We start from the raw sequence: 21,922 nt of genomic DNA on the forward strand, positions 1-21,922 counted from the left end.
GTGGTGGAAACAGGGGTCGTCATCAACAGCGCGATCAGCATCTGCGGCGCGGTACTGTCACGGAAATACACGCCATCGTGTTCGCCGTCATTGCCCCGCTCGCGGACCAACGCGGGGTCTAGCATCGAAATGGCACGATCATATCGATTGGTATCAAGCACGACGACGTCCATGGCAACGGCGTTTTCGTCGTAAGGGTTGGTCGGCTCGAGGCGCAGCTCGACCGCGTCGCCAGGCGCACAGGGCATGCACTCCATACGCCGGTTGATCTTACTCTAGTCCTCGTTCGGGAAGTCGATGCCGACTATGGAGGTGGTCAGGTCTTTCATGGTGGTGATGTAACGTTTTGCCCGGCGTGTCGTAAGGTCTATCCCATCCAAGCCTACCGACGACTCGACGGTAACGGAGTTGAAATGAACGATCCTAGAACATGGTTTCAGCCAAAGGTTGTTGGCATAGGATGGACGCCGCGAACGTGGGAGGGTTGGGCGCTCATTGCGGCCGTGATTGCTTTTGGAGCACTCGTCGGAAGACTGGACCCTTAAAGCAGCTCATTGCCCTGTGCAGATAGTTTGCCCGGCTCGGCCGCTGACGCATAGCCTTGCTCGATGATGAGTGATCGAGAAGTGTGGCTGAAGGCGTGGGCGGTCATCGAGACACATGGCCCGCGAGAATCCGCGCCCGTCGTTGCTATGCTGCTCGATATAATGGGTGATGATCCAGACTACTACGATTGGGCGCGCGTCGCTGCAGCTGTCGATGCGATCAACGAAGGGCCGTTGCAGTAGTGTGGCGTAACGAACGCCTAGGATTAGTTATAAGGTAGGCGGGCTGTTTAAAACTGCGCACACTGCTTTGTGAAAAGCATAGACCCCTTGGTCTTGCTCCTCGGGCCTGCAGCGATGAGATGCCACTTAGAAATATGACGCGGTCGCGAACGGAAAAAATGCCCGGCTCGGAAAGCCGGGCATTTTTTAACTTCAGCCGTTGTAAGGTTCACCATTGTCCTAGTCACCGACTTCTTTACACCCTGCGGGATGTGTCGATGACGAGAATGGTTATTCCTAGGATGATGACAATATTACCCGCGAATGGGCTTGCCGATTGGCCAGTAGCGCATTTGAACCCCCAAAGTTAAAAGTGCTCGTCTTTCGACAAGGGGATTTATGCATTAGAACTGTTTAGTAATTACAACTTCATGCGGTTAAAGTCGATTAACTGCAAATTTTTGCTGCCGATGCTGCCCGCGCGTTGCTGACTTCGGTATATGCGCCCGATCGACGCAGCTGCCGCACAATGCCGTTGAATGAGGCCGTCACACTCTGCCTCCGACCGATTTGGTTATCCCGCTGCGCGCCCTCCCAAGCATCACGACGGACCAGCGCTCGGGGCAGTGATGCCAGGCACAGCGCAGGGCTAGGCGGACCGCTGGCGTGTCTACGCGACCGTTAGCTGTCTCGCTGAGCGTGGCTCGGAGGCAAGGACCACCAGGCCTGTGCATCGGATGCTGCTGAGATCCAGAGAACGTCGCTATGCCCTTAAGATAAATCGCATAATCAATCTATAATATGATACGTTAGACCATTCAGGCACCTGTGGCTTGACGATAGGAGATGGATGGTCGTCGTACTGGATACTGAGTGCTTTACCGCGACGCCCTGGAAAAGCTGCGTTCGGCTTGAAGGAGCAGGAATCACGCTGACCCTTTCCCCCGCAGCGGCCATCAAACTCGCGGATTCGCTTATAGACGCGAGCGCTGTGGCTCTAGGGCAGGTGGAGATGAAAGAAGCTGGGCTGCGACTTAAGCCTGACTGATTGTGATCACACTTGAAAAATTCACCGTATGAACTGATTGTTTGAACCCCGCGCTTTAGCTTTGCACTGGTTGTATATAGTGCGAAGGTGTGCGTTGCGAAATACTAGAACCGGTAAACCACAACAGGTGCCGCGCCTCTGAAGTAGACTTGTGTAAGGTCCCGCTTTCTATTACGCTTTGACGAAGACGCTTATCGTTAGTTCATTATATTCGTGTTGATTGTCGTTAGGATACTGTAGACTTCTTGATCGACTTTGCTTCGTACATGATCTTATCCGCAATTCGGATGGCCTGCTCAAAGTCGCTTCCTGTGGCAGCGCCCAAGCTACACGTTGCACGCCACTGTGAGGTTTCCAGCGCAGCTATCAACGCCTGATGGATGCTGCGAGACTTTCGTTCACCCGCGGCCTCGTCTCGAACTGTTAAGCAAAACGCAAATTCATCACCTCCAAGGCGTGCAGTGATATCGTAAGGCCGAACGGACGCGCTGAGTGCATGGGCGACGATACGCAGCACCTCATCGCCTGCGGCATGTCCATACTGGTCGTTTACCGCCTTAAATCCATCCAAGTCTATCACGCCACACAATAGGATCCTGCGATCTCGAGCAGCCGAAGACTCCTGTCGCTTGCCCTCACGTTGAAAGGACCTTCGGTTGCCCAGCCCCGTGAGTGGATCCATCAACGCGTTCCTGCTCTCGTGGTCAAACGCTCGACGGAAGGCACTCACGAGGAGGATTATAAAGATCACTCCGAGGACAAGCATCGAGGCATTCCAAACAGCCGCTGCGGCAGTAATAGAGGTTGCCCTAGCTGACAGTTGATCGGCGAAGCCATTTAAATGTAGCGTTGTGACGATTGCCGAGGTGCCGGCTATGAGGCCAGCGATCCGTCCGAAGCACCAAGTCGTTAGACATAGTGGAACAAGGTAAGCTGAGTTCAACGAGTAGAGCGGGCCCGTCACCGCATCGAGGACAAAAAGCCCCGCCCAGATCGGCGCGATCCATGCGAGAGCGGACATAGGGCTTAAGCGTGCAGACTTTCGCATTACGCTTTCTAACAGCGTTGTTTCCGCGCTGCGGCGAGCCTTTAATGGAAAACTATCAAATCTAGCTGCTTTCCGTCGAGCCATGCGCGCGCCCATGTCAGCGGGTATTTTCCGTTCAGCGCCGGTCGCTCGATCCGTCATTGGGAATGTCCGAGTGCATCGACCTTCTGATCGAGTTGGAGGTAGCGACGGTTAAAGCCTGCTACGCTTTTGAGCAGGTCCCAGGCAGGAGACGAAATCAGGTGGCGGTCTTGCTCGAGAAGGCCATCCTTTATCAGACCCTTGATCGTTCTGTTGACGTGAACCGCTGTCAATCCGACAGCATCGCCAATCTGTTGCTGCGTCAAAGGCAACCTAAATGGCTGATTCTCTGCTAGCCGGCATGGATCGAGCCTACACGCAAGCTCGCAGAACAGATGCGCTATCCGCGCTCGGGCATTACGGCGTCCGATATTCACAATCCACTCGCGAGAAATTGACGCTTCGATCAGAGCGCTTGCCATTATCGCATTTGAAATGATCGGGCGCTCGCAGGTCAAGTTGCGGATTAACGTCTCGTCTACTGCGGCTACCATACAGTGCGCTGTCGCCTGCACGCTGCAATCATTATACGCGAATTGCATATGCTGGATGTTGATTATATCGCCCGGCAGTCGAAAGCCGACAATCTGGCGAAATCCATCACTCGTAACTTTATATGCAATAGCAAAACCTGAGACAAGAACCTCGAATTCCGTACACGTTGCGTCGTGCTTTATTATATGTCTACCGGGATTATATGAATATAACGAAAACGGGAGCGCAACTATGGCCGCACGATCATCGTCCGCTAAGGCTGAGTTTAAAGCAAACTTCTCAAGCATCGGCGAAAGTGGGCCACTAAAGGTCTGCAAAAAACTGTCCCAACAGAATGCGTGCAAGACGACGCGCACCTAAATTCGACGTCTTAATTTCGCGTCTCGTTGTACCTAGCACGTACTAACGGTCTATGAACGCAGTAAATGTGCCTCATAACGACACCATATCCTATAGGTAATTTCAGGCCGCGACGCAGGCCTCGAAGCGTCATTCTGAGGCCCTGTCATGGAGACGCTGCTTAACATCGTCACGACGACTGGGCGCTCCGCTGCTGTGCTGGACGCTATGCAGAACGTGTCTTGGCTCGCGGGGCGTGATGCCTTGCCTGGCGTGGGCAACCGCGCATAGTCCTAGGATATGACTACACCGTCAGTGCATCCCGATGTCATCAAGTTCCGCGATGACCGTAGTTCGCTACAGGCATACGAGCGAACCGATAAGAATGACGGCGATCCGATAGCGGACGCGCTGACGATCGAGATTAGGCGGCGTAAGCTCGGGCTATGATGAGCACTCGAGAAGTTTGGCTTAAGGCGATGACGATCGTCGAAGCACGCAGACTATTTGTATCAGAGCCGATGGTCGATACCTTGCTGCACATCGTGGGCCCCGACGCCGAGATCGGCGATTGGGCGCGTGTTGCTGCCGCTGTCGACACGATCAAGAACGGGCGGATGCATTAACCCGACCCGCGGAATGATCGTTCATATAACGCTGCTGTGACAAGTGTGTCATAACGAGAACTTGCCAGGGGCGGTGGGCCTTTGCAATGCGCCACGGGACGCGGTTAAATCCAGACATAACCAGATCTTAGCGACCCTGACGGACGATAGCCCCATGAACACCTATCGCCGCTCGATGGCCAATGCCGGCAACAATCCGCTTGATCGGCGGTGCTCAAACCGAACGGCTATGAATCATCCGGCCGTAGTTATAACGTCTCTCGGAGATAAGCATTCGGCAATCATTCAAAACGTGTCTACCCTGGGCTTCAAGATTCGCTCAGAATACGGGGTCACTGTCGGACGGTTTCTCTCAATCGATATACCGGGGCTCGCCACGTACTCGGGTTGGGTAGCTTGGTCTTATCGCGATCAATTCGGGCTTGACGTGGCCAACGCCATTCCGGAGCCAGTTATCAAACACATCATCGCGATGGCCGTACAGGCAGGCGAAGGTCCAGCCCCAGGCTTTACCTGATGATCGAACGGGCGTCGCCGCAGCGATGAATGCGACCGCCTCTAATCGGTGGCGTCAGAGCCCAAGGTGTATCCGCATAAAACGGGCGAACCGAGTAGAGACACCATAGCCAACCGAGGTCGCCAGGATAATAGCGATTGGGAGGCCCCAAACGATCGCGAGTACGCCATACAGAATCATCATGCGAGAATGATGGCAGAAATACTGATCGCGACTAGTTACAATTTCATTTTAGGGGGCGAGGGCGTCGCGAAACCAAACCAATGCCTACTACATCGTAACGTCGTGCGCGGGTTAGTGTCGGGAAGCCTGCAGGCAGCACAACCGCACTAGTTCGCAACCGGCGCCTTAATCGTCCAGTCGTTGAACCGACCGAAGCGCTCTACCTGCCCGCAGACAAGTCGCTGCGCCTTCGGTGAAACGCCCGGCTCTTTCGAACCGGGCGCCCTGATCACTTAATCGGCTTGTCGACGATCCAATAACGCATTTCCGGTCCCCTTCTGGGCTGATAGAAAACGCCGACCCTCTCGGCGTAACCAACGTTAAATGGTTAATATTTCATTAATACTAATTGCTAGCAGTGTATTGACGACCTTACGACGATCCGGTGTCCTCAAGAGGCAGGGTGAGTTGTTTACAAAAGCATTGTTCGTGCGTTTGCGCTGCGGCAGATGCCGGCCACGTTCGGTGCGGGAGTGCGGCAAGCGCCCGGAGACGGCGCGGCCTGGGCGGCTGCACAGTGGCCCGGCCGGCGCGTCAACAGTCGGATCAATGAACCTGACCGAAGCGCGCTACCTGCCCGGGGACGAGGCGCTGCTAGGGTCAGGACTCATTGGTCATAGCCAGAAGATGACGGTGGCCGCGAGCGCGACGGCAGAGAAGAAGACGGTTGGGCAGCGGTCGTAGCGAGTGGCGACGCGACGCCAATCCTTCAGACGGCCGAACATGATCTCGATGCGGCTGCGGCGCCGGTAGCGGCGCTTGTCGTATCTGACCGGCTCGTTGCGCGATCTGCGGCCCGGGATGCAGGGCTGGATGCCCTTGGCTTCCAGGGCGTCCCTGAACCAATCGGCGTCATAACCACGGTCGCCAAGCAGCCACTGCGCTTTCGGCAGATCGTCGAGCAAGGCTGCCGCGCCGGTGTAGTCGCTGACCTGCCCGGCGGTCATGAAGAAGCTCAACGGCCGCCCATCCGCATCGCTGACGGCATGCAGTTTGGTGTTCATGCCGCCTTTCGTGCGGCCGATCAGGCGGCCGAGATCCCCTTTTTTACCCGCAGACTTGATGCCGTGCGGTGTGCCTTCAGGTAGGTCGCGTCGATCATGACCGTTTTCGGTACGGCTTGCGCTGCCGCGAGCCCCTCCATCATGCGCAAGAAGACTCCCCTCTCGCCCCACCGCTTCCAGCGATTGTAGAGCGTCTTGTGCGGCCCATAGTCCTTCGGCGCATCACACCAGCGTAGCCCGTTGCGATTGACGAAAACGATGCCGCTGAGCACCCGCCGATCATCGACCCGAGGCTTGCCATGGCTCTTGGGAAAGAACGGTTGCAGACGCGCCATCTGCTCATCCGTCAGCCAGTACAGGTCGCTCATCCACGCTCTCCTCACGGAGCCTGAATCAGATCGCGCCTCTCACATCAATGGGTCCTGACCCTAGACTATTAGCGCCCCGACAGCCGTTCTACATAGCTCGAGACTAAGACGGGATTTGTTCAGGCTGACGCGCCAGCGACGGTCGATTTCGCCGTCTGAGTTCTTAACAAGATAATTTGCCGTTATGCATTGACCCGGACCGTGCCGCGAGAGCAACGACCGCCAGCAACTCGCATGAAGGACGCCCCCTTGACCGCCCAAATCGACGTGCTCATGTCAACCTATAATGCCGGCCGGTTCCTGCCCGAGACCCTGGCTAGCATTCAAGCACAGACGATCCGGGACATCCGGATCATCATCGTCGATGACGGCTCGACTGACAATTCACCGGAACTGCTCGCACAAGCCGCGCGACAGGATCCGCGCATCCACGTCATCACGCAGGCCAATGGTGGGATCGTCGCGGCACTCAATGCGGGGCTTGCGGCCTGCACCGCCCCTTTTATCGCCCGGCATGATGCCGACGACCTGTCGAACCCAGACCGGTTAGAGCGGCAGATCCGCTATCTCGAGGCAAACCCCGACTGTGTTGCGGTCGCGGGCGCGGCACGGCAAATCGACGCGGACGGGCGCTGGCTCGGCACGCTGACGCGGCTTCGCGATCTCGCGCGCGCTGATCCGTTCAGCATCCCTGCAACCGAGCCCTACCTGCTTCAGCCGATGTTGATGGTGCGTGCCGAAAGCTTTCACGCGGCCGGTGGCTATCGCCCTCTACTGATCGCGGAGGATTCTGATCTGTATTGGCGGCTTCAGGGCTTCGGTCGGCTGCACAATCTTACCGAACCGCTGGGCAGTTACCGAATGCATGACGGCAGCATTACGAGCCAGTCGGTCGTTGCCGGGCGCCGGGGGGCCTTGTGCGCGCAGCTCGTCGCAATCTCGGCGCAGCGTCGCACGCGAACCGTGCCGGATCTGGTGTTCGATCTCGCGCTGTACGACGCAATCAAGCAGGCGACGACGATGACGGACCTCTACACGGTGGGATGCGCGCAGCTATCCGCGGCGGAGCAGGACTGGCTTGCAGTTGCACTGTCCGCAAAACTCGTCGAGCTGTGCTTTTACAGACCGTTCGAGCCATCGGTCGAGGATTGCCGCTTTATCCGTGATGCACTGAACGCGCATGGCGACATCATGACGCCGGACAACCGCATAGCGCTGCAGGAATTGATAATTGGAACCGCCGTGCGCCTCGCCATCAAGGGGCTGATTGCAGAGGCGCTGGTGCTGGCGCCGGCGAAGCGCCTGCCGACCGTGATGGCACGAATCCTGTTCCGCGTCGCGCTCCCGAGCACGCTGCGGACCCGGGTTAAGACGCTCGTCGGGCGGTGACCCGGGACGATAGGCTGGCTAGGCGGACCGGCGTCGAGCCGCTAGGCCGCGCAGCTCGGTGATGATCGGGTGACGGTAGTAGAGAAGCGCGAGCGCCCAGAGCAGACCACCGGCCACGACCGACATCGCGACTTGCACGAACGGGGTCCGGGCATCCCATCCGTGCCACACCATCAGCAGGAGCGGCGGGCAGATCGCTGCGATGGTGACCACCGCGCTGCGTCTATAGATAGGGAGAAAGTCTCCGTCGTGGCTTCCTGTCATTCTCTTGATGTGCGGCAGATAGAGGAATACGGCGAACATGCCTTCGGCGACGCGGCCCACCATTGCGCCGGTGAGGCTGAACAGTGCGCCGGTCACGAACAGCGCAACCCCAACAGTCGCCCGGATAATTTCGAACCGTGCCTGTTTCGAGGTCTCCTTCGCGACCACAAAGAGCTCCCACGCCATCGTAACCGAAACCCACAGGATTCCGTTGAAGCACAGCACCGCCAGCGGAAGCGCAAGCGCGGTCCACTTCGCGCCGTAGAGGATGTAAACCATTGGTCCCGCCAGAACGGCCATGCCGGCGAAGGCCGGCCATAGAATCGCGGTCATGAATTCGAGCACCCGAAGGTAGCGTAACCGCAACGGTGCGCCGTCGCGTGCGATCTGGGCAAAGTCGGCGATTAGAACCCGCGCGAGAACGGTATGCACGTTATCCGACAGGATGCTGAAAAGGTTGTTCGCGCGGGAATAGAGACCGAGGGCCGACAGCCCGCTAAGATTGCCCAGCGCAAAATTCGATACTTGGTTTTGCATCTGTACGACGCCATTGATCATCAGCATCCGTGAGCCGAACTTGTAGATGTCGCGCCAGTGACGGGTGCCCAGGCGGAACTGGACGTGGCGCGGGGCGACGAGGCAGGTCGCAACTGAACCCATGACGGCCGTTATGACGCTGCCATAGGCGAGGCTCATGTAACTAAAGCCCGCGATCGCGAATAGGACTGTGCAGATCGTCCCCGTCAGAGAACTTATCAGGCGGATCGTTGAGATCGATTTAAAGTTTCCCTCTCGCTGGAGCAGTCCGGTTGGGACCAGCGACAGAGCATTGATCAGCGGCGTCCAGGCGATCCAGAACAGCACCGTCTGAACCCCGGGATCTTTGAACAGCGCCTGGCCTAGCAGGCCGAATGTGACAATGATCGCGCTGATAGCGATAGACAGCAGAATGTTGACACTAAAGACCGACGACAGGACATCGCGATCCACGACGTCGGCACGGATCAGATAGTTGCCAAGGCCAAGCGACTGAAACGCGGTGATCATGCCGACCGTTGCCAGCGCAATCGCGAACACGCCAAGCTCGTACGGGGTCAGGATCCGCGCCAGCACGACCGAGCTGCCAAACTGTATGACGAGCATCCCCGTCTGACCGATTGCCGCCCACAGGAATGAACGGCGAATGGAGCCGGGCGCCTGCCCCTTGTGATCAGATGCGACGTCCATAATTCAAGGCCCTTAAGCAAGCCCTATCCGGCAGCGAATAGGGCCCGGTATCCATGGTTTGGGGGGTGCCGACGCCCTGAAAGCCCATCAGGCTTGAAGCTCGGCTATATCGGTAGTGATTGATCGGCGCTCTGCCGGCGGCTCTACGCGTAATCGATGGTCGCAGGCTCGCAAGAATTCAAGTGCGGCGACCATCGGGGCAGGCCGCGCGGTCGCCAGATAGGCGGTTGCGCAAACGCGGTGGGGACATTCATGGTTAGGCCGGACAGATACGAGATGGGATCAAGCCCTTCGGTGCTGACAAACATTGGGATCACTGGACTGACCGAGGGCCACGCGTCCCAATAGCTTCGTTCCGGCACCGCCGCCAAGAAAAACGTCCGGCATCACCGCGTTGGCGGAAGTTTTTGATCTATTGCTGTCACCCTGGCGGAATCAGCCGGGGCGGCGTGCAGGCGTGCCGGTTGCTCTTGCTCTTGTCCTCATTCGGGACGTCGATGCCAACGATGGAGGCGGTCAGTCCGTTCACGAAGATAGTTTGCCCGAATCGATTGGCCACGCCTAGGTTGGAGATATGTCCGAGCCCCTGATTGCTTCACCCCTCCTAGCCGAACTGCAGCGGCTTCTGGCTGCGCAGGATGTGATCGCGCTCATGCCGACCCCGGGGATCGACACGTCGGTCGGATCGATGTGGGCGGACCCAATGTCGGCAGTCGCGATCGTCGACATGCAGCAGCAGATTGTCGAGCTGGTCGGCGGTGCAACGGATGAGGACCTGATCAAGGCCTATAGGGAAACCGACGGCGAACGAGAATGCCTGGATGCTGAAGCACTGCTCGCTGAGATCGAGCGACGTAACCTCGACAAGTGACCGTACGCAAGATCGTCGCGGATAAGACGAAGGACGTCGCCGTGTTCGAGCATGACCTCGGACCTGACGTGATCGTCCAGGTCCGCAGCGAGCGTGGCCGCGTACTGGAGATGCGAGCCGACGTGCTTCCCGACCGGGTGGTGGTCCACTTCAAGGACGGCACGACGGAGCCACTGAGCGTGGTCATAATTGGCTGATGGCGCGCGCTTGGCCGATGGAAGATCGAGAGATCTGGATACAGGCTGGCGTGATCCTTGCCGAACACGGCGAACATACCCCAGATTATATCGTCGATCAGATGGTCGCTGCTATCGGCGACCCTGTCGCCGTAAAGGATTGGCACCGTATCGCCGCTGCAGTCGACGTTATCAAAGGCACTTACGGACCTACTGCGAATTGCTGATCTCGGAATATGCGCCGGATCGGCGCAACTGGCGCACTATCCCGTTGAATGAGGCCGTCACGCTCTGGCTGCGGCCGATCTCGTTATCTTGCTACGCACCTTCCGAGAACATGACGAGTGGCCAGCGCTCCGGGCAGTGATGCCAGAGGCATCGCAGGGCTAAGCGCACCGCTGGCGTGTCGACGCGGCCATTAGCGGTATCGCTGAGGGTGCCCCTCAGAACCTGGACCGCCAGATCAACTGTGATTCGCGTTTGGCGATGCATTCGCCTATGGAACGTATAGGGAACAAAGTTGCAAGGATTTGATATGACGGGACGGTGCCGGCTCTGCACTAGCAACGATGAAGATGCGATTATAGAGCACGTCGCGGCGTACATGTGGGAGAGCCGCATGGAGCGGGTCGAGGACCGGACACCGTGGGGACAGGCTGGCGCTACCTGGCAAACGGCGTTTCGTGAGATGGCTGTCGCTGCCCGACAGGCACTCACGCTACCGGAACGATCGGAGCTCGATCACGCAATCTGACCGACGTAAGTCATCCCTGCCGAAGCTCAATCAGGGGCCGTTAAATACTTTTTAACCAAAACAATGTGAAAATTTGCTCTCGGCCGGAGTCCCGTCGATCGACATGTTTCTCCTGCAATTCGGTTCGAGGGACCTAATGCGGATTGTTATTTACATTAGCAGAGCCAAACACAGATTCACGGCGCGAGACTTGGCCGACCTTCGTGACCTTGCTGCCGCCAGAAACCGTTCTCTAAATATCACCGGTCTTCTACTATTTGACGGCACCCGCTTTGTACAGGCGTTGGAGGGAGACGCTGCCGCTGTGCAGCTCGTAATGGACCGGATTGCCAACGATTCACGTCATGACAATATCAGCTACTTCAAACCGATCGAGACGGATCATCGCCAATTTAATTGGTGGTCAACGGAATATCGAGACGAAAACGACCTTTGTGACGGAGGGGGGTTCCTCGATCGCGTGATGAAACACGTTGCCGACGTTAAATGTGACTCGATAAAGGCGGCTTTTATTGGATTTGCCGCCCTGTCGCTCCGTCGACGTTTAACAACTTAAAATCGAACCATGCGGTCCCTCGGTATCCGGACCATAGATCTGATCTGTGGCTGTGGACGGCATAAGGAGGTCGACGTCGACGCCTACCCGGGGACCGAGGTTGGCGCCAGCGACGCGGGACAGTTCCATGGTGGGGAGGGTGAGCAACATCTACGTAACCGCCTGCTGCTTAACGCTGGGCGTAGTGCTATGAACTTCCACTACAGCAAGGAAACGCAATGCTCTCTTGGCTTTTTCATGCACCGCGGCGAGCGGTGGAATGGTGGTTCCGTGAAAGCCCCGAAGCGGTGCGCGCGAAATCGACCCACCCCGCCGGCGGTAGATGCCACAACTGCGGAGCAGACTGCGACAGCGACCAGAAGGCGTGCGAGGATTGCTTCGGAAAAAGCGTCTGGTGAGGCCAGCGATGACCCGGTTCTTCCGGTGCGGGGAGTGCGGCAAGCGCCCGAAGACGGCGCGGCCTGGGCGGCTGCATCGCGGCGCGGCCGGCTCGACGACGACGATCCGATCAATTAACCTGCCCGAAGAGCGCTACCTTCCCGGGGATGAGGCACTAAGAAATTATTTGCGCAACCTGCATCACTCGTCACACATGGCAAATGTCTGTAAAGGCACGCGAATTTTGATGGAGCGAGGGCGTCGTGCCGATCTGGGCATTACTAGTGAGGGTGTATTTTTGGCCCGCAAGGTGGCTCAGCAGAGCGATGTTGAATAGTCGAACCGCCACGCTGTCACATCAATGCCGATGCGGTAATGCCAAGGATGCGGGCGAACTGCTTTGTGATGAGTGTAAAGCTTGGTGAACTTGGCGGATGGATAGGCCATTCCGACGAAAATGCGGGGCTTCCGGAAAAACAGTGCGATTGGCGGCAGAAACAGGCGGGCCTCGGCAGCTTTACCGGAGCCCGAACGGACGGCAATTCGATCACTGAACCCGACTGAAAAGCGCTACCCCCCAGGGGACGAGGCGTTGCTGGATTATTAGGGCCGACTAAATGCTGCGACGTTCGCGGGCAGCCCGCCCGCGGCTTCCAGCATAGCTGCGGCATCCCCGATCCGCTTGGTCAGCAGCAACCAGCCGGGGTCGGACGGTGCGCGGATCAGCTCGAACAGGTCAGCGCGCCACGCCGCGTCGATTAAATAATTGCGTCATCTGGCGGGCGTGATGTTTGCGCGCCGAATATGCGTATTCGCGGGTCGGCTAGGCCGAAGTCACATCACCGCGACAGGTGCGGGCATCTTGCGTGCTAGAAATTTCGTCGCGGCGCCTCGGATGATATTTTGGAGCGGCATCTCTAGGAAACGATAGGAGATCATTGCGGCCGCCAAGGCGCTCGCGAAGGCGATGACCATTTGTCCCGGCCACGATATGCCCGCAGCGTCAGCAACCCGGCGAGCAGAGTCCATAACGGGCTCATGCAGCAGGTATAGCGAAAAGCTAATCGCCCCGAGTTGCCGAACTGCCCAGTTGCCGAAAACGAAACGTGCAAATACGGTGTCGATAGAGAACGACAAGATCGAACATCCTACTACCAGCGCAATAGGAATATGCCCGTAAACCGCGCCGTCGTGCTGCCAGCTTTCCGAAAGCATCTCACGAAAATTCACTGGCGATAGTAGCAGGAAAACCACGGCCAATGTCGACGCGATTTGAACGAAGGACACCACAGCCTGACTCACGGCCCCTTCGACCATGCGCCGCCTAATAAGTGCGACAGCAATCCCAGTCAGGAAAATATGCAAATGGCTAAAAACCGTTATGCCTGGGAACACCGGCCGGGCCAAAAATATCAGAGCGGAAATGAACAGAACGGCGGGCAGGTATTTCACTGCTTTGCCGCTCGCAACCAGCCCCCATATTCCCACGAAGACAAAGTAGAACTGAAACTCTGGCGGGATAGACCAAAAGACATGCGAGCTACCGACAAATAGCAATTGCTTAACGGTCGCCATTGCCGACATGTAGTAAATGAAATCAGGGCCCGAGAACTGGGAGATGAAAAACGCTGCTATGACGACGATATAGTAGATCGGCACAACGCGAGCGATACGGGCGATAAGGTATCGCACGATCGCAGGCCTATCCATTGGTTTCCACAGGTAAAGATGGCCCATCAGAAAGCCACTAAGAACGAAAAATAAGAGAACCCCAGCGGGTCCTGAAAACTGTGGAGTCGTATCGGTCAAACCGACCCGTGCAAGATGGGATAGGACAACCAGGACTGCTGCGCAGCCGCGAATTCCATCAAGGGCGGGTATGTGTTTGCCAATCATGACGGAATGCCTGCCTCAGGCGAAAACCCGTGTCGAGTGAAGTATTTTTACAATTTCCTGACTTGGGACGATCTGCCGCCAAAGAGCTATAGCCGTGCAGCGGCAGTCTCAAGTTTTTAGTTTAAGGTTAACACACTTTTCTTTCGTTTATTTGCAGCATGTTAACTGTGTACCGATGAAAAACACCAGCATGATGGCCGGGAGGTGTAGGTGCTATCTGGTTGCAGGCCCGCCACCCTTTCGGCGTAGGCGGGGACCTAAAGTCCCAGAGGGGAAACGCCCGGCCCTTTCGAACCGGGCGCCTCAGTCACATCGCGTCGTAATAGCCCGCGTGCAGCTTCGCCAGGGTGGCGTTGAACGTGCCGCTATTGGCGTCAGCATCCTTCGCACGATCGCGGCCGTACTCGGTCTTACCCTTGGCGGAGAGCTTCTTATAGCGTGCGTTCTCGGTCTTGCTCATGGTGCTTCTTCCTACTGTGATGGTTCAAGTCGACAATGGTATAGAGGCCCGCGAAGCAGTCGGCTCCGAGGATCCCTATAAGCCTCCCGATGACTTGATTATCGGGGGATGCGTGAAACGAGAGGGTCGGCCTGCCGCTGCGGCGCCATAGCTTCCGGAATTTCGACAGAAGCGGGGCGAGCAGACGGGGTTGCTCGACGGATAGGAAGTTGATGTACCAGCCGCTCTCAGCGGCGTCCCACGCGATCTGCGCGACGGGCGTTGGCCCCTGCCATGCTATCAGGCAGGAGCCGGACTGGCGAAACTCGGCGCACCCGGTCATGGGCATCACCTCCTTTCATGCTGGACTATCGGCGACCCGTCAGCCGCTCGACATAACCCGAGGTGGGAGCCGTGAAGCGCGCGGCCTTGGGCGGGTCGATCTTGAAGATGTAGCTCTCGGGCCAGATGCGGCCGCCACCCCACCAGGTAATGCCGAGCAGGACGTCGCTGTTCGCGCGTAGGGCCGCGGTCGCCTCGGCACCGACGGCTATGCACGAGGCCTTCATGCCGTAGTGCGATGCGAACGCGCTCTCGGTGATGTAGGCCTTCAGACCACGCCGGCGCAGCTGCTCTGCGAACTCGACGAAGCCGCTGGTATTATCGACGCACTCGTTGCTCGTGCCGCTTGAACCCCTGTCGAAATAGCGGTGCCCGTTGATGAACGTGAGCCCCAGCGGATCCTTTAGGCCACCCCCGCGGACGATCGCGCAGCCCGCGCTCTCGCATGCCTTCTTCGGCCCCTCTTTCTTGTCGAAGCGGAAGGTCGCCGACCATTGCGGATATTCGAGCAGGATCGGGTGACGGATTCCGTTCGCGCGCAGGCCAGCGATGATCAGGTTGCTGTCACGCAGCCACTGGTCCCAGTCGTTCATCAGCACCGGGTCGTTGAAGCCTTTCGGCTCATTGACCAGGTCGAGCATCACCGAGCCGTCGTCGGGGAAGTTGCGCGCGAAGCTGGTCCAGAACGCGATCGACTTGGATGGCGCGTCCCAGCGATAGGTGTGGTTGTCAAGGATAACCGGCACTGCCTTGCTGCGCGCATAGGCCACGTGGACCTTGAGCTCGGCGATGCGCGCCGGGGTCATCCGGTCATCCTTGAACGGGTAGCGGATCAGGCCGAAACCGTGCTTCTCGATGTAGCCGCGCCAGTCTTCCGCCGATGGGCGGACCGCGTCGCCGCCGCTGGCCTCAGCGCCCGACAGGTTTGCGCCGAACAGCGGGTCGGCGTGTGCAGTCTGTGTCGGAGGCGTTGCTGGCCGAGCGGGTGCTGCGGCGGCCGCAACTGCCACCGGTGCCGCAGGTGCCGCGCAAGGTCGCGCGTCGACCGGGGCATAGACCCAACCCTTGCCCTGAACGTTCTCGACGAACCGGAGCCGGGTGGCGCCGATCGTCTCAAACCAGTTGCCGGCCGCGTTCGAGCGGTTGCGATCGTTCCAGCCCAGCCAGCCCTTTTCGCGCGAGCCATCGCGCAGCAGCTCGCGGCCCATCTGCTTCTTGAGGACGAGGGTGTCGCCCGCGCAGACCTTATACTGCGCGGGCGGGTTAGCACCGGTGACGGTGTGCACGGTCTGCGCTGCCGCCGGAGCGACAAGCAGCACAAGGGCGGCGCTGACGAGGTTGCGGATCATGCCTTGGTGATCGCATCGAGGTCGAACGTGCCATTCGCTACGACCAACTGCTGCGAAAGCGTATTGGCTTGATGCGTGCCGTCAGTCGTAAGATTGCCGGTGGTCGCTACACCAAACTGCGGAGACGGCGAAAGCCACCGCCCCGTGTTGTCGCCGTCCTCATACCACTTCGCCACTTCAATGAAGCGCGGAAGCGATCGAACCCAGTTGTTCAGAGTAACGCGATGAACGTCATTGGCGGGGACATTCTGTGTTGCGTATGAGCCATATGTACCGCTGACATTGCCGACGCCAACTGTCGAGTTCCATACGCGCGTCGGGTCGGGGAACATTGCCATAACCGTTTGCCGGTCAGCGATCATCTGATCGCCAGTGCGCGCGCCCGAATTTTTATCGTTGATGCCCCACTGAATGATGTGGTTTCTCGCATAACGCTTCGCGATTTCTAGGCGCTTGACACCGTTGCCCGCTACAAAATCCTGCATCTGGGAGCCTGAAATGGCGAGGTGGAGGATGCCGGTCAGCGGAGCACCGCTCTTGACCAAGATGGGGTAAATTTCACCGCCGCCCGGGTTCACGCCAAGGATGTTAGCGCCCCATGCCTTGCTGTCGCCGAAGATCGCCACAGTTCGGGGATTGGTGGTTGCATCGACGTCTTGCACGATAGCGATCGGAGCCCAGTACTGATTGCTGAACGTCTGTGCGATCGTGCCGCTCATCGTCTTGTCTGCGAGGGTGTCGTCGCCAAGCTCGGTGTTGCCTGCCACCGGGCCAGCTGCATAATTTGAAATAAGAATGCCGCCGGCACACTGCCGATAAATACGAACGTAATAGGCCGTTCCCTGCGGAATATTCAGGCCAATAGGATCGCTTTCGGTGCCTGCGTCGCCTGAGGCTTGGTTCAGGACCGTACCGCCGCTGAACGTGATTTGTGTAAACGTGCCCGATGGGTGTTCGATCGAGGCGGTTACAACAGCAGCACCTATGCCTTGATCGATCCCACCGCCACCTTGGTTGGTGTAGAAATTGGGAACGACGATCCGCCATTTGCCGGACACAAGGGCACTTGAGGAAGACGGCTCATAATGGCGGATATTCTGCCGGGTGTAGGCAGCGTTCATCCCGTTTGCCACAAAGGTGCGACGACCGACTTGAACCTTGCCCACAGCTGCAGCCGTATCGTCATTGCTGATCGTACCGGTTGACGTCACGGTGTTCAGGCCGGTCGCAACCACAGTGAGGGTGAACGTGTCGTCGGGCTCGACTGCCGTATCGCCCGCAACCAGCGCCGAAATGGTCTTGCTCGTCTCGCCGCCTGCGAACGTGCCGCTGCCGGCTGGGAACGCACCGCCGAAGTCTGCAGCATCGGCCGGGTTCGCGCCGCTTCCCGCCATGGACCAAGTGAACGGATAGGCAGCCGTGCTTCCGTCGCGGTTAAGCGTGAGGGTCCAGGAGAACAGGGTGGTTCCGCTGTTGCCTTCGGCCTTCGCTACTGCGGACGAGAGCGAGAGGGCCGGTGACGGAGCAGGAGCTGCGGCGGACACCGGGCGTGTCAGAACGGACGACGAAGCGGTGCCGCCCGAGCCTGTCGCGAACTCCTGATACGTCAGCGTGCCAGCGGAAGCGGGGGCTGCGGTCAGCCCGGTGCTGATGGTTGAACCGTTGAGCGCCCAGGCACGGGACGTGATCGTGCCGTTGGACACGGCGCCTGGCGTTGCGGTGTAGGTCGTATTCCCCGCCGTGCCAGTCGAAGGACTGACCGTCGGCTGCGAGGTGAAGGCTGGTGCTGCCGCCGCTGCGGTCGCGACGGTCACCTGCTGCACCGTGGACTGCGTGGTGCCACCCGATCCGGTTGCCGTCTCCTGATAGGTCAGGGTGCCAGACGATGCCGGGGCCGCGGTGATGCCGGTACTGATCACCGTTCCGTTGATGGTCCACGACCGCGCCGTGATCGACCCATTACTGACGTTGCCCGCGGTCGCCGTGAAGGTCGTGGTGCCTGCGGTGCCGGTGTTCGGGCTGATGCTCGGCTGCGAAGTGAAGGACGGCGCCGGCGTCGGGGTGACGGTCGCCGCGGTTACTGCCGCCACTTGAACCGTCGACGTCGTCGTACCGCCCGGGCCTGATGCCGTCTCTTGATAGGCGAGCGTACCAGACGACGCGGGCAGGGCTGTCACGCCGCTGCTGATGGCGGTACCGTTCAGCAGCCAGACACGGGACACTACAGAGCCGTTGCTGACGGTGCCCGGCGTCGCGGCGTACAGCGTTGAGCCTGCAGTGCCGCTGGTCGGAGTGATGCTAGGCTGCGTCGTGAATGCAGGCGCAGGAGTTACGACCGGTACCCCCGCCGCCTCAAGCGCTGCAATACGCTTGAGTAGCGAGTTAACCGTGTCGCGCCAGTCACGCGCGGACGTGTTGTTTGGGATATTCGTCAGCACGGCCATGCGTGGACACTCCTATTCAGGAAAGCGGGTTGGGCATTAATCAGGGAGGCGACGTGTCAGTGCGGCCAAGCGTCGACAGCGAGGCCGCGGCGCGCGTCACAGAGCGCGAGGTCGGCGCGCCCATCGCGCAGCGAGCCCTCGGCGTCCGCGCTGTTGGCGCTACCGTCCGGCTGCCGGCGCATCGGCGTTGCCGTGCAGGGCTTCTTCGCCTCGGCCGGTACTGGGGGGATCACCGGCGAATAGCTCAGCGTCGAGCGCGTCGATGCCGCGCACGCGGTCAGCAGGAAGGCAGGCAGCACGGCCAGCAGCAGTTTGCGCATAGGTCCTCACGGTGTCAGTGGATCGAAGGATGATGGGTTCGCGATTCGCGAGGCGGTCGGCGAAGGTCGTGAGCGCCGTGGTTTGCTGGACGGCGAACCGCGTTTCCTCCGCGGCGCTCAGCTGCTCGGCCTTCGCGATCTCCGCGCTCCACGCCGCCCGCTCGGCCTTCAGAGTTGCCGTGCGATCGGCGAGCGTCTCGCGGGTGAAGTGCAGCGCGGCGAGCAGACCGAGCATTGGTAGGGCCCACCGGAAACGTCGCAGCAGGGCAAAGCCCGCCGCCCAAGTCATGCTTCGTTCGACGAAAAGGGCACGCCCGCGATCGTCTTCATTTTCACAGCGCCACCGATAACGGGCACGCCGGCAGGCCAGCGCGAGGCGGTCAGACGCGACTTTGCAATGCGCGTGACCGAGACCGCATTGCCCTGATTTCCACCGAGCACATGATATGCGGACTCGTCTTCGCCGACATAAAAGCCGACATGCCCCCCGCCTGGACGATCGAAGACGAGGACCGCGCCGGGAGCGAGCCGGTCGGGCCGCAGTCGGCTACCCCAAGTCGCCCAGCTCTTCGCTCGCGCCGCGATCTTGACCGGCTCCACGCCGACGGCGACGAGGCATGCTGCGACGAAGCCGCCGCACCACGGCATCTCGTCGTCTTTCCAGATCACGCCGTTCCATTTGCGCGCCGAGTTGAGAAACGCGATCAGGGCATTGTTGTGCGTGCGACCGACTATTTCGTGGGTGCCAAGAAGCGACCGGGCATGGCAAAGCCACGCCGGCTCTAATGCCGTCGTCATGCTTAATTCCTTACAATGGTGAGGCGTTTTCGACTTTGGCGCTGTTCAGATTGCGCCAGAGGGTTCTTCAAAGCTCCGGCCGGCCCGCCTCGCGCTTTTCCCCTTGTCGCTGAGGCGGGCCGTTAACAAAATATTAACTGCAATTAGGCATTTTGCAGACGAGGCTTTGCCTCCCCGTGAAGGGTTCCCTGCTCGTCACGATGCCGCCCCAGCTACGACGGGCAGGGAGAACGGCCTGATATGGCTGTCCGCCACTTCAGGCCTCTTACATCCACTGATGCTTATTTTCTTTGATGTGAGGCGATCAGTCGAGGTGATCGTTCGTGCAGCGCCAGGGTCCACACCCACCGTGCCCTGGCCGGCCCGTCCTTGGCTGACCCTGGGGGCGGGCCGTTATCCCTGCTTGTCGAGTTCGCGCAGGGTGGCGGTCATGTCCGCCGGTATTACCGGCTTGCCCGGGAGAGCGGCGTCGAGCGCATCGATCGCGTTCTGCCCGCGACGCTTGAAGAAGGTGATGATGCCGGTGCCGATGGCGCCCAGCGCGCCGCCCGTGCCAAGCGCAGCGAATAGATCGACCTGTTGCTCCGCGATCCAGACTGCGGTGACCAACATCGCGATCCCGGTGATGATCATATCGAGCAGCCAGCGCTTTGGACCCGGCGTGTCGAGCGTGATGAACAGCCGGATCATGAGGCAGGCGAGAAGCCCGACGATCATCGAACCGGCCGGGAAGCTGTATCCCATGAATGACCAGATGACCGGTACCGATACGCCCGGTACCGCTGCGATAGCCCCCTCCCGCATTACCGCAGCCCGACGGCAGCGGTTGCCATCAGAAGGCTCACGACGAGGATGGCGATCGGCCGGCGTAGCTGCGGCCACCGTGACCACATATCGACGGGCAGGGGAGCCTTGCGCAGCTGGAACTCGAGCATCGGCTCGGCGAGGATATGCAGGGCCATCCACAGAAAGCCGCAGCCAACCGAGACGGGATCAAGCCATCGCTTGAGCTCGGCGACCCGCTCAATGGTATGGGCGTCGCCTGAGCTCCATGACCAGAGGCTGATCGCCTCTGCGCCGCCCCGGCTGGCGACCGCGCACCCGGCGAGGAAGATGACGAACCGATAGATCGAGACCGGATCGGTTGGATGATCGAACGCGCGCGCGGCCCATATCCGCCGCGCCTGCTTCCCGGCCATCATCAACCCGAGACACATGGCCGCGGTCATGACGAACAGGTTCCACGCCAGCAGGCCTGGGTTGTTCGCGAGGGAGGGAGGCGCCAGTGCGGCCGTCGACCGCATCGCCTCGCCAATGTAGTTGCTCGTGGCTGTCACGCTCATGCGTCATCCCTTCCCGCGACCGGGACGGCCGCGTTGCTCGCGTTCTTCATGGTAGGATCCCTCAGGGTTTGGGCGCGCAGCCCAGGAAGGCGGTTTCGACATTGCGCCGGCAGTGTTCTGGCGCCGCGCCGATGAGGACGAAGAGGCGGTCGATGATCGCTTCGAGGATAAGCCCCCAGCGATGCCCCTTGATTGCAGCGCGGCCGACGCGACTGGAAATCGTCTCGTCAGCCGAAGGGGTTGGCCCGCCCGCGACAACATAGATCGGCACGGCGATCAGGATGTAGACGAGTTGATCAACCGCAACGAGCAGCTGGCGCAGCCCGAGCCAGAAGCGCTCAGCCATTGAGGACGGACCAATCGACCTTGCCGGCAGCAACGATGGCGCCGAGGTTCGCAGCGCGGCCTACCGCGACCTTGGCTCCCATGCGCAGCCCCTCGATCGCGGCACCAATTGCCACCCATGCGTCGGCAAGATGGATGACCTCGGCCGCGAGGTCGGCGATCGTCACTCCGCGCGCGGCCGCCTCGGCAGACAGGAACGGCGTGGTGGTGTCGTTGTCGAGGGACCATGCGCGCGCTTCGGCTTCCTTGCGCTGATACGTCATGGCCTGCCCGGCGCCTGGCGTTAGAATGCGCTGGCGGATGAGTTCGGCTTCGGCGTCGATCTTTACGGCGCTTGCTTCACGTAGAGCGTCGAGATCGAGGGTGGGCGCACGCACGACTTGTGCCGGCACCATGACCATGCCCATGCCTTCAGAGAATTGCTGCTGCGCGGCAGATCCCACTGACCCGCCGCCACGCCAAAGCTCCTCGCCTGACGCAAGGTCATAGATGATCCAATGTTCCATGATGAACCTC

At 59.5% G+C, this 21,922-nt stretch carries 21 protein-coding genes; 7 read left to right on the forward strand and 14 right to left on the reverse strand.

The window, feature by feature from the left end:
- Positions 1-2,041: 2,041 nt before the first annotated feature.
- Both SOM18_RS01870 and SOM18_RS01875 read right to left on the reverse strand, forming a co-directional pair.
- Entirely contained in the window at positions 2,042-3,004 is a 963-nt protein-coding gene (locus SOM18_RS01870) for a GGDEF domain-containing protein (RefSeq protein WP_192008824.1), read from the reverse strand.
- A complete protein-coding gene (locus SOM18_RS01875; protein ID WP_320481196.1) occupies positions 3,001-3,756 on the reverse strand; it encodes a Crp/Fnr family transcriptional regulator in 756 nt (251 codons plus the stop codon). The genes SOM18_RS01870 and SOM18_RS01875 overlap by 4 nt, the downstream gene beginning before the upstream one ends.
- A gap of 501 nt (positions 3,757-4,257) precedes the next feature.
- Between SOM18_RS01875 and SOM18_RS01880 the strand changes: the two genes are divergently transcribed.
- Both SOM18_RS01880 and SOM18_RS01885 read left to right on the forward strand, forming a co-directional pair.
- Entirely contained in the window at positions 4,258-4,404 is a 147-nt protein-coding gene (locus tag SOM18_RS01880) for a hypothetical protein (RefSeq protein ID WP_192008863.1), read from the forward strand.
- Positions 4,405-4,558: 154 nt separating this feature from the next.
- Positions 4,559-4,921, forward strand: a complete 363-nt coding sequence (locus tag SOM18_RS01885; protein WP_192008864.1) for a hypothetical protein — start codon at positions 4,559-4,561, stop codon at positions 4,919-4,921.
- Between the two features lie 836 nt (positions 4,922-5,757).
- Here the strand turns inward: SOM18_RS01885 and SOM18_RS01890 are convergent.
- Positions 5,758-6,515 (reverse strand): IS5 family transposase gene (locus SOM18_RS01890; RefSeq protein WP_151991842.1). Its coding sequence is split into 2 segments (ribosomal slippage): positions 5,758-6,194 and positions 6,194-6,515, totalling 759 coding nucleotides; the frame shifts between segments, so codons are not numbered across the junction.
- Positions 6,516-6,764: 249 nt separating this feature from the next.
- Between SOM18_RS01890 and SOM18_RS01895 the strand changes: the two genes are divergently transcribed.
- Positions 6,765-7,904 carry a glycosyltransferase family 2 protein gene (locus SOM18_RS01895; RefSeq protein ID WP_197975279.1) on the forward strand — a complete coding sequence of 380 codons (1,140 nt, stop codon included), beginning with the start codon at positions 6,765-6,767 and terminating at the stop codon, positions 7,902-7,904.
- A gap of 18 nt (positions 7,905-7,922) precedes the next feature.
- Here the strand turns inward: SOM18_RS01895 and SOM18_RS01900 are convergent, their stop codons facing one another.
- Positions 7,923-9,395 carry a lipopolysaccharide biosynthesis protein gene (locus tag SOM18_RS01900; protein WP_192008867.1) on the reverse strand — a complete coding sequence of 491 codons (1,473 nt, stop codon included), beginning with the start codon at positions 9,393-9,395 and terminating at the stop codon, positions 7,923-7,925.
- Between the two features lie 574 nt (positions 9,396-9,969).
- On the opposite strand from SOM18_RS01900, the gene SOM18_RS01905 reads away from it, so the two are divergent.
- From SOM18_RS01905 to SOM18_RS01920, 4 genes are all read left to right on the forward strand, one after another.
- Positions 9,970-10,266 (forward strand): hypothetical protein, encoded by a 297-nt coding sequence (locus SOM18_RS01905; RefSeq protein ID WP_192008869.1) that lies wholly within the window; start codon positions 9,970-9,972, stop codon positions 10,264-10,266.
- The gene (locus tag SOM18_RS01910; protein WP_192008870.1) at positions 10,263-10,463 is read left to right on the forward strand and encodes a hypothetical protein; all 201 of its coding nucleotides are present in this window, start codon (positions 10,263-10,265) and stop codon (positions 10,461-10,463) included. Before SOM18_RS01905 ends, SOM18_RS01910 begins: the two co-directional genes overlap by 4 nt.
- Before the next feature lie 869 nt (positions 10,464-11,332).
- Positions 11,333-11,752 carry a BLUF domain-containing protein gene (locus tag SOM18_RS01915; RefSeq protein ID WP_274602547.1) on the forward strand — a complete coding sequence of 140 codons (420 nt, stop codon included), beginning with the start codon at positions 11,333-11,335 and terminating at the stop codon, positions 11,750-11,752.
- Between the two features lie 406 nt (positions 11,753-12,158).
- Positions 12,159-12,467, forward strand: coding sequence for a hypothetical protein (locus tag SOM18_RS01920; RefSeq protein ID WP_192008874.1), 309 nt, complete (start codon positions 12,159-12,161; stop codon positions 12,465-12,467).
- A 497-nt stretch (positions 12,468-12,964) separates the two neighbouring features.
- Here SOM18_RS01920 and SOM18_RS01925 read toward each other — a convergent pair whose 3' ends face one another.
- The 10 genes from SOM18_RS01925 to SOM18_RS01970 all read right to left on the reverse strand — a co-directional run bounded on the left by SOM18_RS01925 (position 12,965) and on the right by SOM18_RS01970 (position 21,912).
- Positions 12,965-14,026 (reverse strand): acyltransferase, encoded by a 1,062-nt coding sequence (locus SOM18_RS01925; RefSeq protein WP_320481197.1) that lies wholly within the window; start codon positions 14,024-14,026, stop codon positions 12,965-12,967.
- Positions 14,027-14,333: 307 nt separating this feature from the next.
- Positions 14,334-14,486: a hypothetical protein gene (locus tag SOM18_RS01930; protein WP_320481198.1), complete on the reverse strand. Its 153-nt coding sequence runs from the start codon at positions 14,484-14,486 to the stop codon at positions 14,334-14,336.
- Positions 14,487-14,833: 347 nt separating this feature from the next.
- The gene (locus SOM18_RS01935; RefSeq protein ID WP_192008876.1) at positions 14,834-16,156 is read right to left on the reverse strand and encodes a cellulase family glycosylhydrolase; all 1,323 of its coding nucleotides are present in this window, start codon (positions 16,154-16,156) and stop codon (positions 14,834-14,836) included.
- Entirely contained in the window at positions 16,153-18,600 is a 2,448-nt protein-coding gene (locus tag SOM18_RS01940) for a hypothetical protein (RefSeq protein ID WP_320481199.1), read from the reverse strand. The genes SOM18_RS01935 and SOM18_RS01940 overlap by 4 nt, the downstream gene beginning before the upstream one ends.
- Before the next feature lie 159 nt (positions 18,601-18,759).
- Positions 18,760-19,155, reverse strand: coding sequence for a hypothetical protein (locus SOM18_RS01945; RefSeq protein WP_320481200.1), 396 nt, complete (start codon positions 19,153-19,155; stop codon positions 18,760-18,762).
- A 50-nt stretch (positions 19,156-19,205) separates the two neighbouring features.
- Positions 19,206-19,718 carry a TIGR02594 family protein gene (locus SOM18_RS01950; protein ID WP_192008879.1) on the reverse strand — a complete coding sequence of 171 codons (513 nt, stop codon included), beginning with the start codon at positions 19,716-19,718 and terminating at the stop codon, positions 19,206-19,208.
- A gap of 393 nt (positions 19,719-20,111) precedes the next feature.
- Positions 20,112-20,522, reverse strand: a complete 411-nt coding sequence (locus tag SOM18_RS01955; RefSeq protein ID WP_192008880.1) for a hypothetical protein — start codon at positions 20,520-20,522, stop codon at positions 20,112-20,114.
- The gene (locus tag SOM18_RS01960) at positions 20,522-21,061 is read right to left on the reverse strand and encodes a hypothetical protein (protein WP_320481201.1); all 540 of its coding nucleotides are present in this window, start codon (positions 21,059-21,061) and stop codon (positions 20,522-20,524) included. Before SOM18_RS01960 ends, SOM18_RS01955 begins: the two co-directional genes overlap by 1 nt.
- Before the next feature lie 61 nt (positions 21,062-21,122).
- Positions 21,123-21,407 carry a hypothetical protein gene (locus tag SOM18_RS01965; RefSeq protein ID WP_031441156.1) on the reverse strand — a complete coding sequence of 95 codons (285 nt, stop codon included), beginning with the start codon at positions 21,405-21,407 and terminating at the stop codon, positions 21,123-21,125.
- A complete protein-coding gene (locus SOM18_RS01970; RefSeq protein ID WP_192008883.1) occupies positions 21,400-21,912 on the reverse strand; it encodes a hypothetical protein in 513 nt (170 codons plus the stop codon). Before SOM18_RS01970 ends, SOM18_RS01965 begins: the two co-directional genes overlap by 8 nt.
- Between the last annotated feature and the right edge of the window lie 10 nt (positions 21,913-21,922).

This window comes from Sphingomonas sp. CFBP9019 (assembly GCF_034045155.1).
GTDB classification, from domain to species: domain Bacteria; phylum Pseudomonadota; class Alphaproteobacteria; order Sphingomonadales; family Sphingomonadaceae; genus Sphingomonas; species Sphingomonas aerolata.